Source organism: Mesorhizobium sp. URHB0026 (assembly GCF_054059755.1).
Genome location: NZ_JBSSCN010000001.1, coordinates 5,559,048 through 5,575,038 on the forward strand (window position 1 = coordinate 5,559,048; position 15,991 = coordinate 5,575,038).

Consider the following 15,991-nt stretch of genomic DNA (forward strand, 5'->3'; position numbering starts at 1 on the left):
GAGAGTTTCCGCGAGTTCAGGATTCGTCCCCAGTAGGTGGTCGTGGAGCTGTTGGAACAGGCGCATTTTGACGGCAACGGCACCGTTGCCCGTGGGAATGCCGAACATGTCCTCGGGGGTCCACTGGTAGATGTGCTCGCGCCAGCACTGCACCATTTTATCGAGGTAGGGCAGCGACCATTCAGGACGCAGCAACGCACGCTCGACCGCAGGTTGCATAAAAAATCGATTTTTTCGGGGACGCGCGAAAGAGTTCCAATTGGCTCTTGCCGAAGCCGGCGGCCTCGCTCATCCATGCCGTACAGACACTGGGGCCAATGATGACCGAGACCAGCCTTCACCTCGTCGAAGCGTCGATCGACCAATTGCGCCAAGCGCTCGACAACGGCGCCGTCACCAGCGTCGAACTGGTCGCGGCCTATGTCAGGCGGATCGCGTATTTCGACCGGCACGGCATTGCGCTGAACGCCGTACCCGTACTCAACCCTGAAATGTTCGAGGATGCCGCCGCTTCCGACGAGCGGCGGCGGCAAGGAAAGACGCTCGGCCCGCTCGACGGCATTCCCTACACCGCCAAGGACAGCTACAAGGTCAAGGGCCTGACGGTGGCCGCCGGCTCGCCCGCCTTCGAGCATCTCGTCGCCAATGAGGACGCCTTCACAATCGCCCGGCTGCGCGCCGGCGGCGCGGTGCTGATCGGCCTCACCAACATGCCGCCCATGGCCAATGGCGGCATGCAGCGCGGTGTCTATGGCCGAGCCGAAAGCCCCTACAATGGCGACTATCTGACCGCCGCCTTCGCGTCGGGCTCCTCCAACGGCTCCGGCACCGCGACGGCGGCGAGCTTCTGCGCCTTCGGGCTCGGCGAGGAAACCTGGTCGTCTGGCCGTGCGCCGGCCACCAACAACGCGCTGGTCGCCTACACGCCCTCGCGCGGCGTCATTTCCGTGCGCGGCAACTGGCCCTTGGTGCCGACCATGGATGTAGTGGTACCGCACACGCGCAGCGTGCCCGACATGCTGGAACTGCTCGACGTCATCGTCGCCGACGATCCGGAAACGCGAGGCGATTTCTGGCGCGCCCAGCCTTGGGTGGCGCTGCCGAAAAGCTCCGGGATGCGGCCACGACGTTATACTGACCTGACGCTTGCGGGGTCGCTGAAAGGCAAGCGGCTCGGCGTACCCAGAATGTATATCGGCCGCGACGCAGAAATAGATCGCCCGATCGAAACCCGCGCCTCGGTACTTGCCCTCTGGAAACAGGCGGCCGCGGATCTGCGGCGGCTCGGCGCCGAAGTGGTCGAGGTCGACTTCCCCATCGTCTCCAACTATGAGCGCGACCGCCCAGGGGCGCGGACCATGGTCGAGCGCGGCCTGGTGCCGCAGGACTTCGCCGACCGCGAAATCTGGGATCTCTGCATCTGGGGCTGGGACGATTTCCTGCGCGCCAACGCCGACCCTGCTCTGCCCGATCTCGCCTCGGTCGACGGCCCAAAAATCTTTCCGCAGCCGCCGCGCACGCTGCCCGACCGCTATGAAGGCGGCTTCGATCTGGCGGAGTATGTCGAGCGGGCAAAGCTCGGCGTCGCGCCCTTGGCCGACATCCCGACGATCGCAGACGGAATCAAGGGACTTGAAGCAACAAGGCGCATCGACTTCGAGGACTGGCTGGACGCACAAGGCCTCGATGCCGTGGTGCTGCCGGCCGCCGCCGATGTCGGCCCGGCCGACGCCGACGTCAACGAGGCGTCAGCCGATCTGGCCTGGCGTAACGGCACCTGGGTCGCCAACGGCAATCTGGTGTGGCGCCATTTCGGCATCCCGACAGTCACCGTGCCCATGGGCACAATGGCCGACATCGGCATGCCGGTCGGCCTCACCTTCGCCGGCAAGGCCCATGACGATGAAAGGCTGCTGCGCATGGCCGGCGATTTCGAGTGCGCCACGCAGCGCCGCGCCCGGCCGCCGCGCACGCCTGAATTGCCCGATGATGTCTTTCCGGATCGTCCCAGCCAAGCCGGCAACGGCAAGACGCCGGCGCCAACCATCAAGCTTGCGGCCGAGACGCGCGATGAAGGCGACCAGCATGAGATCGCCATCACGATCGAAATGGTTGGCGAGATAACTGAAACGGCCAGCATCAAGGTCCATGTCAACGGGGAGCCCGTTGAGATGCGGCGAAGCGGCACGCGGTTCACTGGGCGCGCGCTCGTCCCTGCCGCCGAGCATCGGCGCCTGCACAGCGTCTGGCGCGGCCCGTATGGTTCTATCGTGACTGCTGTCTTGCGGCTTCAGGATGGGCGCACCGCCGGCGCCTATGCGGTTGCCGGTGGGATTGGATGATCATGCGCTGTACGGGCCGCCTCACCATGCGCGCCCAGCGACAAACGCAACCGACCAGACCACGGAATCCAGCCATGATCAAAGTCAAGCAACTCGCCCATGTCTGCATCTTCGCCAACGACCTGGAAGAAACACGGCGCTTCTACCGCGATGTCCTTGGCATGGACATCCAGTTCAATTTCCTGCGCGATAGCGCGATTTTCGGTTTCTACCTCAATTGCGGCGGCCGCAGCCATGTCGAGGTCTTCCAGAAGGATGGAGCCCGGTTCAGCGAGACGGACCAGATCAACCATTTCTGCCTCGAGGTCGAGAACATCGACGCCGCGATCGCGCACATCACGTCCATGGGCGTGGGTATCACCGCCAAAAAACACGCCTGCGACGACACCTATCAGGCCTGGCTGCGCGACCCCAACGGGGTGAAGATCGAACTATTCCAATATACCGGCAAAAGCGCGCAATTCACCGGCGGCGATCGCGTCGCGGACTGGTAGGCTAGTCGCGCGCGGCCCACAGCAAACCGCGCTCCATGATTAGGGCCATTTCCGGCACCGCGAACTCATCCGCCGTATGACCAAGGGAACTGTAAAAAACCTTGCCCGCGCCATAGCGGCGCTTCCAGACGACCGGCATGACAACGCCGTCGATCCCGGGAAAATGCGCGTCAGTGAAGGTGGTGGTCGCCAGCACCTCGTTGCCTGGGTCGACATGCATGTAATATTGCTCCGACCGGTAGGCGAAATCGCTGATGCCTTTCGTGACCGGATCGTCCGGCCGGGTGATGACGACATGGTAGTCGATGATGTTGCCGGGATGCGCGACCCACTGGCCGCCGGTCATGAACTGGTAGTCGGGCTCCGCCCGAAAACTGTCGCCCATCGTGCCGTGAAAGCCGCCGAGCCCGCTACCCAGGCGAACCGCCTGCGTCAGGTTGTTCAGCTCGGCCTTTTCGATGGTCGACATGGTGATGACAGGCACGATGAGATCGAATGAAGCAAGGTTCGGATCGGCGAACATCACTGTCCCCTCGCCGAGCGTGACCGCGAAGCCGTTGCGCTTCAGCATGTCGCGGATGACGTTAGCACTGCGCTCTGGCGTGTGGCCTTCCCAGCCTCCCCAGGCAATCAGGGCTTTCCTGGACATGCGGCAACCTCCCTCGATCCACTAGACCGACGACCGCTCGCCGCACGGGTCAGCGCCAGCCGAGCGCCGGCGCGACATGGGTGAGGATCGCCTCGATGACATGGGCGTTGTAGTCGACGCCGAGCTGGTTGGGAACCGTGAGCAAAAGCGTGTCGGCCTCGGCGATCGCCTCGTCCTGCGCCAATTCCTTGATCAGCACGTCCGGCTCGGCGGCGTAGCTGCGGCCGAAGATCGCCCTGGTATTTTCCTCGATGAAGCCGATATGGTCGCGGCTCTCATTGCCGCGCCCGAAATAAGCGCGGTCGCGGTCGTCGACCAGCGCGAAGATGCTGCGGCTGACGGACACGCGCGGCTCGCGCTTGTGCCCGGCCGCCTTCCAGGCTTCGCGATAGATGCGGATCTGCTCGGCCTGCTGGACATGGAACGGCTTGCCGCTCTCGTCGAATTTCAACGTCGAGCTCTGCAGATTCATGCCGAGCTTCGCCGCCCATTCAGAGGTGGCGTTGGTCGCCGCCCCCCACCAGATGCGCTCGCGCAAGCCCTCCGAATGCGGCTCGAGCCTGAGCAAGCCGGGTGGGTTGGGGAACATCGGCCGTGGATTGGGCTGGGCGAAGCCTTCGCCGCGCAACGTATCGAGGAACACCTCGGCGTGATGCCGCGCCATGTCGGCATCGCTTTTGCCTTCCTGCGGCACATAGCCGAAATAGCGCCAGCCATCGATCACCTGCTCGGGCGAGCCGCGGCTGATGCCGAGCTGCAGCCGGCCGCCAGCGATGATGTCGGCCGCACCCGCATCCTCGGCCATGTAGAGCGGATTCTCGTAGCGCATGTCGATGACGGCCGTGCCGATCTCGATGCGGCTGGTCTTGGCGCCGACGGCCGCCAGCAACGGGAATGGCGAGGCGAGCTGGCGGGCGAAGTGATGCACGCGGAAATAGGCCCCGTCCGCGCCGAGCTGCTCGGCGGCGACGGCGAGATCGATCGATTGCAGCAGCGCGTCGGATGCCGAACGCACCTGCGATTGCGAAGAGGGCGACCAGTGCCCGAATGACAGGAAACCAATTTTTTTCATGGTCCTGAAGTATATGCGGGCGGCACATGCTTCAATGGCGAAAGGACAGGGTTACACACCGTCGCCCTCTCGATGCCAAGTTCGCAACATCAAAGCACCAGAGGGTCGACCGCCGTGGAGGATGGGATGCTCAGGGGAACCCGCATCGTCGAGATCGAGGCGCTGGGACCGGCGCCCTTCGCTGGCATGCTTTTCGCCGATCTCGGCGCCGATGTCATTGTCGTCCACCGCATGCAGGCGGCCGTCCCGGGCGCGCCCCAGCGCTCGCTGCTCGATCGCGGCAAGCGCTCGATCGCGCTCGACCTGAAGAATGCAGACGACGTGGCCGTGCTGATGCGCGTCGTCGCCACCGCCGACGGGTTGATCGAGGGGTTTCGGCCCGGCGTCATGGAGCGTCTCGGGCTCGGCCCGGAGGCCTGCCTCGCGGCCAACCCGCGCCTGGTCTACGGCCGCATGACCGGCTGGGGCCAGCACGGACCGCTGGCCGGTGCCGCTGGCCACGACATGAATTATATCGGCCTGTCCGGCGCGCTCTGGTACGCCTCAGTGCCGGGGGAGCCGCCCATGGCGCCACCGACGCTGGTCGGCGACATAGGCGGCGGCGCGCTCTATCTGGTGATCGGCATGCTGGCCGGCATCATGAACGCGCGCGCAAGCGGTGAAGGCAGCGTGGTCGACGCGGCGATAGTCGACGGCTCCGCCCATATGATGAACCTGCTGATGTCGCTCGCACAATCCGGCGCACTGGCCGCCGAACGCGGCCAAAGCCTTCTCGACGGACCGCATTGGTGCCGCGTCTACCGGACATCGGATGGCGGCTCTATCAGCGTCCAGTGCGTCGAGCCTAAATTCTACGCACTCTTCCTAGACAGGCTCGGCTTGACCGCCGATCCGCTATTCGCCAGGCAATTCGATCGCGATCTCTGGCAGAAGCTCAGTAATCGGCTAGCGACGATCTTTGCCGCAAAACCGCGCGACGAATGGGCGACGCTGTTCGAAGGCTCCGACGCCTGCGTCTCCCCGGTGCTCAGTCCGCAAGAAGCGGCACTGCATCCGCACATGGCCGCGCGCAGGTCGTGGCTGACGGTGGACGGCGTCCTGCAGGCGGCGGCCGCGCCGCGCTTTTCCGGATGGGAACAAAAGACACCGGCCAAAAGCCCGATGCGCGGCGAACATGATGCCGAAATCCGTGCAGGCTTGCCGAGTTGAGACGAGGTCCATGGCGGTTCGGTCGATCGTAAAATTCCCCAATCCCCTCCTTCGCGCCGTGGCCGAACCCGTGGAGCTGTTCGACGGCGATCTGCAGGCGTTGGCCAGCGACCTTGTCGACACCATGCGCGCGGCTCCCGGAATCGGTATCACCGCCCCGCATATCGGCATCTTGAAACGCCTGGTCGTCATCCAGCTCCCTTCCGCGGCTAAACCGGGAATCTATGTAACTCCGTCCGTTATCCAGGCCTCGACCGAAATGATTCGTCATGAGGAAGGCAGCGTTTCGATGCCCGGTGTCACCGAGGACATCGAGCGACACGCCCGTATCCGCGTTCGCTATCAGGATCTGGACGGCAATGAGCGGTTCGAGGACGCCGAGGGCCTGCTGGCGGTTTGCCATCAGCATGAGATCGATCAACTCGAGGGGCTGTTCTGGACACACAGGCTGACCCGCCTCAAGCGCGACCGGCTGATCAAGCGCTATAGTAAGCTGATGCGAACCTCGTAGACACCACGCAAGCGTGGACGAACGGCATTGGACTCGCAACGGTCTTGGGCGGATTGCGACGTTGCGCCGGGCGCGTGGCCGCGCCGGCGGACCGTGTCACGTTCGCAACGTGCTGACCTGATCGCGGACGAAACGTCTGCCGGTCATTTTCCGCAGTGGTGATCGTTGATCTTGTTTATCGCAAAACCGTCCGGACCAGTCCGGTGGTAGGAGCAGGCTCCGGCGGCCGTTGTGAACAACTGCTGGTCGTAGTAGCGCGGGCCGCCGAAGAGGAAGTCGATGAGATCGTCATTGGCGGGAACGTAGCGCTCCTGTTCTTCCTGGTGACGACGGTGCTTGGCCCCCGCGAATGCCGAGGAGGACATGCCGAAGCCTATCGCGAAAGCAAGAGCGCAGATCTCCAACCGTTTCGTCGTCATCGCAAACACCCTTCTGTTCGGGATTCGATCTTACATCGAAAATCGCCAGATGACGAAAAGTTCCTGAACAAGGGCCTTGCTCCGGCCGATGCGCCGGCGACGATCTCGGACCGCAGGCGCCCTCACCTGAATATCGCCACGCCCTCAGTCCGTCTGGATCCAGACGGATTTGGTCTCCAGATACTCGTGCAGATGCTCGATGCCGCCCTCGCGACCATGGCCGGACATCTTCATCCCGCCGAAAGGCACGGCCGGATCGATGGCATGGTACATGTTGACCCAGACCGAGCCGGCCTTGATGCGGCGGGCTAGCTTGTGCGCGGTGCCGAGGTGGGTGGTGAAGACGCCGGCCGCAAGTCCGTAAGGCGTCGCGTTGGCGCGCGCCACGGCCTCGTCCAGCGTGTCGAACGGCATCGCCGAAATAACGGGTCCGAAAATCTCCTCCCGCGCGATGGTCATGGTGTCCGACACAGCGCCGAAAACGGTCGGCGCGATGAAGTTGCCGCCATCATAGAGTTCGCCTGTCAGCCGCGCGCCTCCGGCGACCAGTTGGGCGCCTTCGTCGCTGCCGGCCTTGATGTAGCCTTCCACCTTGCCGGCCTGCCTGGCATTGATGAGCGGCCCGATTTCGGTCTCCGCCTCGATGCCGTGGCCGATGCGCAGTTTTCCGGCGAACTCCGCCAACCGGCGCACGAATTCGTTATGGATCTCACGCGCCACAAACAGGCGCGAGCCGGCGATGCAGATTTGGCCCGAATGCACGAACACCGCCATCGCCGCGATTGGGACGGCCTTGTCGATGTCGGCGTCGCGGCAGACAATGACCGGTGACTTGCCGCCGAGCTCAAGCGAGACGCGCTTGAGGTTGGTGACGGCAGCCCGCGCAATCGCCTGACCTGTCAGCGTCGAGCCGGTGAAGACGATCTTGTTGACGTCCCGATGTTCGGCGAGCCGCGCGCCCGCTTCGGCCCCGGTTCCAGTGACGATGTTGACGACGCCGTCGGGCACGCCGGCTTCCTGCATCAGCCCGGCGATCAGCAGTGGCGTCAGCGATGCCTCCTCGGACGGTTTCAGCACGATGGTGCAGCCCGTGGCGAGCGCCGGCGCGATCTTCCAGATCGAAGCCGCGGTCGGCGCATTCCAGGGAATGATCGCGCCAACGACGCCAACCGGTTCGCGCCTTGTGAAGGTGACGATCTCGCCGGGGATCGAATTGTCGATCGCCTCGCCATGCAGCGCCGTCGCCATGCCGGCATAGAAGCGCAGCATGCCGATGACGCGGCGCCGATTGGCCAGCGTACGCGTGATCGGCAGTCCCATGTCGAGCGTGTCGGAAACGCTGAGCTCTTCCCAATGTGTCTCGAACAGGTCGGCGATCCTGAGCAGCACGCATTGCCGCTCATAGGGCGAGAATTTCGACCAGGGCCCTTCGAAAGCCGTGCGCGCTGCCGCGATCGCTGCATCGACATCGGCGGCTCCGCCACGCGGCACCGTCGCCAGCACCTCGCCGGTCGCCGGGTTCAGCGCCTGCATCACCTCGCCGGACCGCGCGGCGACCCACTTGCCGCCAATGAACATCGGCCGGAATTCGCCATGGTAGAGCGATGCGGCCTTCGCCCTCGGGTCGAAATTCACCGCCATCCCTTCCTCCTCGCGAATCCCCGTGACTATTACTCCCGGCGCGGGCGACCTCAACAAGGAAAGCTGAAGGGCGTTCGGATAATCGGACTGCTAGCGTCGGCGCCCGTGTTCACCAGAAAGGCGCAACAACAGGTCCGCGTCCGCTGACACAGCAAACCGTACGGGTTCAAAGATGCCTAGCCCCCGCCGCCCGGCGTGCGTTCCGACAGGAATCGCGTCAGCGCGCCGGGCCTCCCGTTGCGGATCTCGGCGTCGTTCCGGCGCGCGATCGCGGCGCGCACGAGCTTGGCGCCGAGATAGCGGAACGGTTCCGGCGGCATCGTCTTGCGCCGATCGAGCCCCACCAGTCCACTGCCGCTCCAACGATCCTTCCGTTCCAGAACAAGGCTGGCGAGGACGCGGCCGCCGATTGGGGTCTGTGCAATGCCGGTCCCGTTATAGCCCATTCCAAAGACAATGTTGGGATGCCCCTTCAAGTGATCGAAGACGGGGACATGCTCAGGCACGCAGTCGATCGGGCCCGCCCAGTCATAGTCGATCGGCACCCCTCGCAGTTCGGGGTAGACGCGGCCGAGTTCGCGGATATTGTCCCGTCCGTGTTCGGGGCTGCGGTTGAAGCTTTGGCCGAAATTGCCCGCATAGGCGATGTTGCCGCTGCCGCGGCCGAAGACCACCCGGCCTTTCGGGGTGCGCTGGTAATAGAGGACCTGGCGCTGCGAGTCGCAGATGGAGGCTCCGTCGCGCCAGCCGATCCGGTCGAGCAAGTCAGGGATTTCCGCGGTCGCGACCACCTGGCTCGCGACCACATAGAGATGTCGTCGCAGTTCTGGCAGCGCCGACAGCCAGGCATTGGCCGCCAGCACGACCTTTTCGGCCCGCACCTCGCCCTGCGCGGTCCGGACCAGGCAGGTCCTGCCGGGCACGATTTCGGTGACGGGACTGCGCTCATGGACGGCCACGCCGCGAGCGATCGCCAGATCGCGCAGGCCTGTGGCCAGCTTGGCTGGATGCACGGTTCCGGCATTCTGCTCGACAACGCCGGCATAGGATGCGGAAGACCCGGTGCGCTGCTTGATCTCCTCGCCGGTCAGCTGCCGAAAGCGGTTGGCCCCGGCTGCCTCGGTCATCGCGACAGCGCGGTTCCAGGCTCCCTCCTGGGCAGTGGAACTGGCCGTCCATAGCCAGCCGTCGAGACGAAGATCCATATCGATCGTGCCGTCGCGCTGAAGTTTCTCCAACTCTGCGATGGCATCGACGCTATCGGCGCAAAGTGCCCGCCCCTCCTCCTCGCCGACGACGGCGCTGATCTGATCGAGCTCGGCGAACCAGGAATGCACCTGTCCACCATTGCGCCCCGAAGCGCCGGAGCCGCACTGATCGGCCTCGAGCACCGTGACCCGGGTTTCGGGAGCCAGATCGCGGATCCGCAACGCCGTCCACAGCCCGGTATAGCCGCCGCCGACGATCACCACGTCGACCTGCTCGCCGCCGACCAAGGGTTGCGTCGCCGGAGAAGCGGCGATGTCCTGCAGCCAGAACGACCGATCGCCTGTCGCCGCGACCGCCGGCTGTCTCATCCGTAATGTGGCCATGTCAGACCCTCGTCTCGCGATTGATCACGTCGGCGTATTTCAGCGGCAGCCAGTCCGGGATAGGGCGCGGTTCCTGCGGGAAGCCGCCGAGATGCGTGCAGGTTCTGCTGGCATCGAGGGAGGCTTTTCGCATGGCATCGTCGGCGTCGAGACCCGCGAAGCAGAACGCGGTGATGAAGGTGGCGATAAAGCTGTCTCCCGCACCACACGTGTCCACGACGGAGGTCGGCGACGCCTCGGCATGGCGAACGCCTTGGCTGTCGCGGAAATAGGCGCCGCGGCTGCCGCAGGTGAGCACGACCTGGCGCGCCCCGGCCGACCGCAGCGCGGCCATCAGGGGCTCGACCGGCACGCTCGGCTCGTCTGGACCGGACGCGAAGACCAGAGGCACGCCCTCCAGCGGCAAGGCCAGATGCGCGGTCGAGACGTCGAGACTGAAAGGCACGCGCTCGCCAACCAGGCGGCGCACGAGATCCTTGTTGGCGTTGGTGCCCAGATGCACCCAGTCGGCTTTCGATATGACCTGCCAGTCGCGCGGCGCGGGCATGTAGTTCTCGCCGACGCCGAAGGATTCGAACAGGAAAGTACGGTCGCCCGACTGGTCGCGCAGCAAGGTCACCGCCGTATCGCCGGAGATCATCTCGACATCGTTGCGGGACAGCCCGGCGGTCTCGATCTCGCGGAGCGTTATCTCGCCTTCAGGATCATCGCCAACGGCGCCGAAATAGCGTGCGCTCCAGCCATCGCGGCGCCATTGAACGGCAACGTTGAGGGCGTTCCCGCCCACGGTCAGGAGGTCCTTGTTGAGATAGACGTCGAGGCAGTTGTCACCGACGGCGACCAGATTGGGCGATGCTCTTCCGGTCATGCAGCTGTCGGCGCCCGCGTCAGGTGGGGCTCGATGGCCTTCAGATTGCGTGTCCACGCCGCGACCGGGTCGAGCGCATAGGAGCCGTTTCCGAACGGCTCGAAGGTCAGTTTCCCCCGATAGCCCGACGCGGCGAGGTGGTCGAGATATTGGCCGATCGGAAGCTTGCCGTCGCCCCAGACAAGATGCCCCGCGGGCAGCCCGTCGACGATCTGGACATGCGCGAGGCGCGGCCCGAACAGCCTGACATAGTCGGCCACCGTATCGCCGGCCGTGGCCATGCCGACCGTGTCCAGGACCACGTCCATGGTGTCGGCGCCGATCTGGTCGAGCATTTCGCGCAGGCCCGCCGCGTTGGTGACAACGTTGGTTTCGACGCGTTGCAGCGGCTCGAGCAGGCAGCGCACGCCGAGCGAGGACGCATGGGCGGCGATCTCCGCAAGCGACTGGGCCGACCGTGCCCACGCCTCTCGCGGCGGGTCGTGTTCATATCCACGCCCGGACGTCAGGAACAAATATCGGGCGCCCAGTTCGGCGCATATGTCCGCCGCGCGGCAGAACCGCTTGACGCTGTCGCGGCGGTATTCGCCGTCGCCCGACGCGATGTTGATCGGATAGATCACCTGCTCGGGCGTGAAGCACCAGACCGTCAGGCCGTTCTGCGCAAGTATCTCGCGAACCGATCGGACATGCTCGTCGGTCGCATGAAACAGGTCGAGATGCGGCGCGATGCCCCAAAGCTCGATCTCCTTGAAGCCGAAGCCGCGAAGGATCTCCGCAACGCGCTCGAACGCGTAATGCTGGAAGGCGAAGTTGGCCCCAATCAGCTGGTCGACCTTGAATTGCGGCATTGATGTCCTTCCCGGTGATTTATTTGCCGATGCCTTCGGAGAGGCCGCGGATGAAGTACCGCTGTGCGGCGAAGAAAAGCAGGACGATCGGCAGGGCCGAGATCGTCATCGCGGCGAAGACGACGCCGTAATTGGTGCCGTTCTTGGACATCAGCGAGGTCAGGCCGACGGGCAGCGTCTGCACTGCCGATCCGTTGGTGAAGACCATCGCGAACAGATACTCGTTCCAGGCAAACAGAACGTGGAGAATGATGCAGGAGATGATGATCGGCTGGCACAGCGGCAGGATGATGCGCCAGAAGATCTGCCCCTCGCTGGCGCCGTCGATGCGGGCCGCCTCGTCGAGATCCTTCGGCAGCCCAAGCATGTAGGCGCGGATCAGGAAGGTGCTGAACGGAATCCGGAACGCCGTGTAGAGGATGATCAGCGCCCAGTAGGTGTTGTAGAGGCCGATCGCCTGCAGCATCCGCACCAGCGGAATCAGCGCCACTGTCGGACTGAGCATGAGGCCGCCAAGGACCAGGCCGACGACAAGCGGCTTGCCGGGCATTGGCGTTCGCGTCAGCCCGTAGGCGGTCCAGGCGCTGATCAGCACCGTGCAGATCGCTGAAGCGACGGTCACCAGCAGGCTCGAGACCAGATAGTCGCGGACGCCCCGGTTCCAGGCCTGCACATAATTGCCCCAGGTCCACCGCGACGGCAGCGCGAACGGGTCGCCGAAGATCTGCCCATTGTCCTTGAAGCCGTTGAGCGCCATCCAGACCAGCGGATAAAGCACGACGATGCCGAGACAGATCAGGAACGAGTACAGAAAGGCTTTCGCAAGAGCGCTCCCGAAGGTCGGGCGCGCGGTCCGCCCGCTGGCCGCCATCACCGTCACAGCTCGACCCTCCGGCGCCTGGTGTACCAAAGCTGGGCCGCTCCGGTGATCATGGTCACGGCGAAGATCACGGCGGCGATCGCGGCGCCGTAGCCGAAATTGTTCTGGATGAAGCCCTGCTGGTAAAGCCACGTGCCAAGCACCTGGCTGCGGTTGTTGGGCCCGCCGGCGGTCATGACCATGACCTCGTTGAACACCTGGAACGCGCCGGTGATGGTGACGATGATCATCAGGCCGGTCATCTCGCGGGTCAGCGGCAGCGTCACGCTCCACAGCCTGCGTAGCGGCCCGGCTCCGTCAATTACGGCGGCATCATAGAGATCGCGCGGAATCTTCTGGATCGCGATCGCGAACAGGAGCGTCGAATAGCCGAAGCCCTGCCACTGGCTCATCGCGATGATCGCGTAGATCGCCGTGTGCTCGCCGCCGAGCCAGGGTTGGATGAGTTGTTCCAGACCAATGCGCCTGAGCCCGGCGTTCAAGAGCCCGATATCGGGCTGGTAGATGAAATAGAACAGCAGGCCGGTCACGGTGATCGAGATCGCGGAAGGAATAAAATAAAGCGCCCGCCAGAAACGCCTTTGCCGCTCGCTGCCCAGCCCCTCGATCAGCGCCGCCAGCACGAAGGCGCCGCCGACCTGGAAGATGATGGAGATCAACGCGTAGAGCGTGTTGTTCCACAACGCCACCCAGACGACCGGGTCGTGCAACAGCCGCTCATAATTGGCGAGGCCGATATTCGTGGTCTCGCCTGTAAAAATATCCTCGTCGGTGGTGCTGACGATAAAGTTGTCGACGATCGGGTAATACACGAACCAGCCGACCAGGATCACGGCGACGGCGACCCAGCGGAGCGAGCCCCAGTGGCGGAGCCGGCGGCCGGTTTTCGCCGCCGGCTCGCCTCTGGCGTTGCTCAAGGCAGCGCCTTCCATTCTGGCCAGACCGGGATTCGCCATTGGCCTATTTCGATGCCGCGGCCGCCTGCTTGACCTGCTCCATGACCTGTTCCGGCGTCATCGAGCCGCCGGTGAGGGCCTGGAGGCTGGACAGCCAGGCTGAAGCCACGCGCGGCGGGTTCACCGTGTCCAGCCACGGCATCAGGTAGGAGGCGGAGGCGATATCCTTGAGGCCGGCCACGACGGAAGGGTTCATGTTGGCTTCCGACGCCCCGCCGATGGTCGCGCTAGGCTGCCCGTAGGGCGGAGCCGAGAGCACTTGGCCATTCTGCTTGGACGTAACGAATTTCATGAAGTCGATCGCCAGCGGGATGTTGCTGGAAGCGGAACTGATCATGTAGCCTTCCGGCGCGCCTTCGATCGCTTTCGCGTCGCCCTTTGCGCCGTTCGGCACAGGCAGGGTGAAGAAGCCCAGATCGGACACTTTCAAAGCGGAATCCGCCGACGCGCTCTGATCGAACTCGATGATCTCCTGGTAGTACATGGCCGATTTCGTGTTGCTGAAGGTCTGAATGGCCGACGAATATGAGGTGCCGTTCACCGAGGCGCCGCCATCCGTGCAACTGTCGATGAGCTGCTTGTATTGGGTGAGCGCGGCGACATAGCCCGGGTCGCTATACTCCGCCGTGCCCGGGTCGAAATCCTTCTCGAGTACCGCCTGCGGGACGTCGTAGGCGAGCAGCTGCCCCACATAGTGGATTGCCGGCCAGGCTTCCTTGTTGCCGAAAGAGATCGGCGTCATGCCCGATTTCCGGATCGTCTCGCAGGACGACAGGAGCTCCTCGAAGGTCTTGGGCGCGCTCAGGCCGAGCTTGGAGAAAGCCTGCTTGTTGTAGCCCATGAATTTTGCGTCGAGATAGAGCGGAATGCCGTAGTATTCGCCGTTGTACATGAAGGCCTGAACGGCCGCCGGTGTCAGTGTCTTGCCCCACTCGGTATCGGGTCCGATGACCGGGGTTAGGTCGACGGCGCGATGGCCGCGCACGAAGTTTCCGCCCCAGCTGCCGGTCCAGGAAAAGTAGATGTCCGGGAGCGAGTTCGACGCGACAAGCGTTTTGGTCTTGTCCTTGACGCTGTCGTCGCTTTCCTGGATGAGTTCGACTTTCACGCCGGGATGAAGCTTCTCATAATCCTGGGCGACGCCGACGAAGTAGGGCGCCAGCTGCTGCGCGCCGAATTTCGTCAGGACCGACAGCGTTCCCTGGTAATCGACCTTCGCGTTCGGATCGGCCTGGACCGCCTCGGCGCCGACACCTGGTCCCATTGTCAGGCCCAGTGCCGATGCCGCGGCCAGCGCGGCGATTGCCGCCTGTGTTGAATATTTCATGATCAGTTCCCTTCTTCGTTTTCGTGAGGTGAGGTGATCAGTATTCGACGCGCTTGTAGTAGCGGCGCGTCGTCAGCGGGTGATTGCGCAACACTTCCAGATGCGCGCTTACCCGTTCCAGCAACGTCGCAAGCACGATCGGCGAGATGAGCTTGCGGACAGCAGGCGAGATACCGGGCAGTTCGACCGACGCGGCATCGAGAACGTGCACCTTGTCGGTGTATCGCTTGATGAAATTTTCGACGCGATCACCCAGCGGACGGCTGGCATCTTCCCCCTTGAAGAGGAATACGCTCACACCCGGTTCGACCAGCTCCAGCGTGCCGTGGAAGAAGTCGGCGGCATGGACCGGTCTGGTCCTGATCCACTGCATCTCTTCCAGAATGCACATGCCGTAATAATAGGCTTGCGGCCAGACGGAGCCGGCGCCGGTGAAGATGTGATAGGTTTCGTTCTTGATCGTGTCGGCGAGTTTTGCCGCGCTGTCTTCGTAGGCCGCCTTTGCCCCAACCAGCAGTTCAGGCAGTCTCTTGAGCTCGGCCACCGTGGCGTCGAAGTCCTCGTACTCGCCGCGCTCGGCCAGCAGTGCCAGCACAATCAGCAGCGACTGCAGATAAAAGGATTCCGAAGAGGTGTCGTCCTCCGCGAAGTTCGTGAAGGTGAAATCGGCTTCCCTGGCAAGTGGCGTGTCGGAATGGCCGGTGAGCGAGAGCGTGCGCACGCCTTTCTGCTTCAGGAAGGAAAGCAGCTGCACGCTTTCCCTGGTCGTGCCCGACAGCGAGGGAATGACCACGAGCGACTTCCGGTCCAGCCCGGCCGGCGGATCAAGCACGACCTGCGCCGGATATTCTCCCCGCACCGGAAAGTTCGTACGGCGCTCGGCCAGCTCGATCGCCGGAAGGGTCAGAAGCTGCACGCCGCCGGTCCCCATGAAATAGAGCCGCTCGACGCCCTCGCCGAGCAGCCGGTGCAGGAGCGCCCTCGCCTCCTCGGCGAAGGAGACGGCTCCGCTCTGGATCTTGATGAAGCGGTCTTTGTCAAAGTTGAGCATGCAGGTCTTCCTCGTATTTTCGCTGCGGCAGGGCGTCCATTCGTTGCAGGTGCGCCGCCGGTAGGTCGCCACGGCCATCATCGATCCGGCTGATTGTGAGATCGATCTCACATATTTAACGCACGCATT

General features: G+C 64.0%; 15 protein-coding genes. 4 read left to right on the forward strand and 11 right to left on the reverse strand.

Features of this window, described 5'->3' with window-relative positions; all coding sequences use genetic code 11:
• Positions 1-320 precede the first annotated feature (320 nt).
• Both ACVWWD_RS27480 and ACVWWD_RS27485 read left to right on the forward strand, forming a co-directional pair.
• A complete protein-coding gene (locus ACVWWD_RS27480; protein ID WP_352548079.1) occupies positions 321-2,342 on the forward strand; it encodes an amidase in 2,022 nt (673 codons plus the stop codon).
• A 74-nt stretch (positions 2,343-2,416) separates the two neighbouring features.
• Positions 2,417-2,836 (forward strand): VOC family protein, encoded by a 420-nt coding sequence (locus ACVWWD_RS27485; protein ID WP_352547975.1) that lies wholly within the window; start codon positions 2,417-2,419, stop codon positions 2,834-2,836.
• Position 2,837: 1 nt separating this feature from the next.
• On the opposite strand, the gene ACVWWD_RS27490 is transcribed toward ACVWWD_RS27485, so the two are convergent.
• Positions 2,838-3,485 (reverse strand): ThuA domain-containing protein, encoded by a 648-nt coding sequence (locus tag ACVWWD_RS27490; protein WP_023781602.1) that lies wholly within the window; start codon positions 3,483-3,485, stop codon positions 2,838-2,840.
• Positions 3,486-3,534: 49 nt separating this feature from the next.
• Entirely contained in the window at positions 3,535-4,557 is a 1,023-nt protein-coding gene (locus ACVWWD_RS27495; protein ID WP_352547978.1) for an LLM class flavin-dependent oxidoreductase, read from the reverse strand.
• Between the two features lie 126 nt (positions 4,558-4,683).
• Between ACVWWD_RS27495 and ACVWWD_RS27500 the strand changes: the two genes are divergently transcribed.
• The gene (locus ACVWWD_RS27500) at positions 4,684-5,766 is read left to right on the forward strand and encodes a CaiB/BaiF CoA transferase family protein (protein ID WP_352547980.1); all 1,083 of its coding nucleotides are present in this window, start codon (positions 4,684-4,686) and stop codon (positions 5,764-5,766) included.
• Positions 5,767-5,776: 10 nt separating this feature from the next.
• Entirely contained in the window at positions 5,777-6,277 is a 501-nt protein-coding gene (locus ACVWWD_RS27505; RefSeq protein ID WP_457103525.1) for a peptide deformylase, read from the forward strand.
• Positions 6,278-6,420: 143 nt separating this feature from the next.
• Here the strand turns inward: ACVWWD_RS27505 and ACVWWD_RS27510 are convergent, their stop codons facing one another.
• The 9 genes from ACVWWD_RS27510 to ACVWWD_RS27550 form a co-directional block, all read right to left on the reverse strand.
• The gene (locus ACVWWD_RS27510; RefSeq protein WP_352547982.1) at positions 6,421-6,696 is read right to left on the reverse strand and encodes a hypothetical protein; all 276 of its coding nucleotides are present in this window, start codon (positions 6,694-6,696) and stop codon (positions 6,421-6,423) included.
• Positions 6,697-6,840: 144 nt separating this feature from the next.
• Entirely contained in the window at positions 6,841-8,337 is a 1,497-nt protein-coding gene (locus ACVWWD_RS27515) for an aldehyde dehydrogenase family protein (RefSeq protein WP_457103526.1), read from the reverse strand.
• A 176-nt stretch (positions 8,338-8,513) separates the two neighbouring features.
• Positions 8,514-9,929: an NAD(P)/FAD-dependent oxidoreductase gene (locus ACVWWD_RS27520; RefSeq protein WP_352547986.1), complete on the reverse strand. Its 1,416-nt coding sequence runs from the start codon at positions 9,927-9,929 to the stop codon at positions 8,514-8,516.
• 1 nt (position 9,930) lies between these two features.
• A complete protein-coding gene (locus ACVWWD_RS27525; RefSeq protein ID WP_352547988.1) occupies positions 9,931-10,797 on the reverse strand; it encodes a PfkB family carbohydrate kinase in 867 nt (288 codons plus the stop codon).
• The gene (locus ACVWWD_RS27530; RefSeq protein WP_352547990.1) at positions 10,794-11,648 is read right to left on the reverse strand and encodes a sugar phosphate isomerase/epimerase family protein; all 855 of its coding nucleotides are present in this window, start codon (positions 11,646-11,648) and stop codon (positions 10,794-10,796) included. Before ACVWWD_RS27530 ends, ACVWWD_RS27525 begins: the two co-directional genes overlap by 4 nt.
• A 19-nt stretch (positions 11,649-11,667) precedes the next feature.
• Positions 11,668-12,519: a carbohydrate ABC transporter permease gene (locus ACVWWD_RS27535; protein WP_352548081.1), complete on the reverse strand. Its 852-nt coding sequence runs from the start codon at positions 12,517-12,519 to the stop codon at positions 11,668-11,670.
• A gap of 5 nt (positions 12,520-12,524) precedes the next feature.
• Entirely contained in the window at positions 12,525-13,445 is a 921-nt protein-coding gene (locus tag ACVWWD_RS27540; RefSeq protein ID WP_352547992.1) for a carbohydrate ABC transporter permease, read from the reverse strand.
• A gap of 43 nt (positions 13,446-13,488) precedes the next feature.
• Positions 13,489-14,811, reverse strand: coding sequence for an ABC transporter substrate-binding protein (locus tag ACVWWD_RS27545; RefSeq protein WP_023794390.1), 1,323 nt, complete (start codon positions 14,809-14,811; stop codon positions 13,489-13,491).
• Between the two features lie 37 nt (positions 14,812-14,848).
• A complete protein-coding gene (locus ACVWWD_RS27550) occupies positions 14,849-15,862 on the reverse strand; it encodes an SIS domain-containing protein (RefSeq protein WP_352547994.1) in 1,014 nt (337 codons plus the stop codon).
• Between the last annotated feature and the right edge of the window lie 129 nt (positions 15,863-15,991).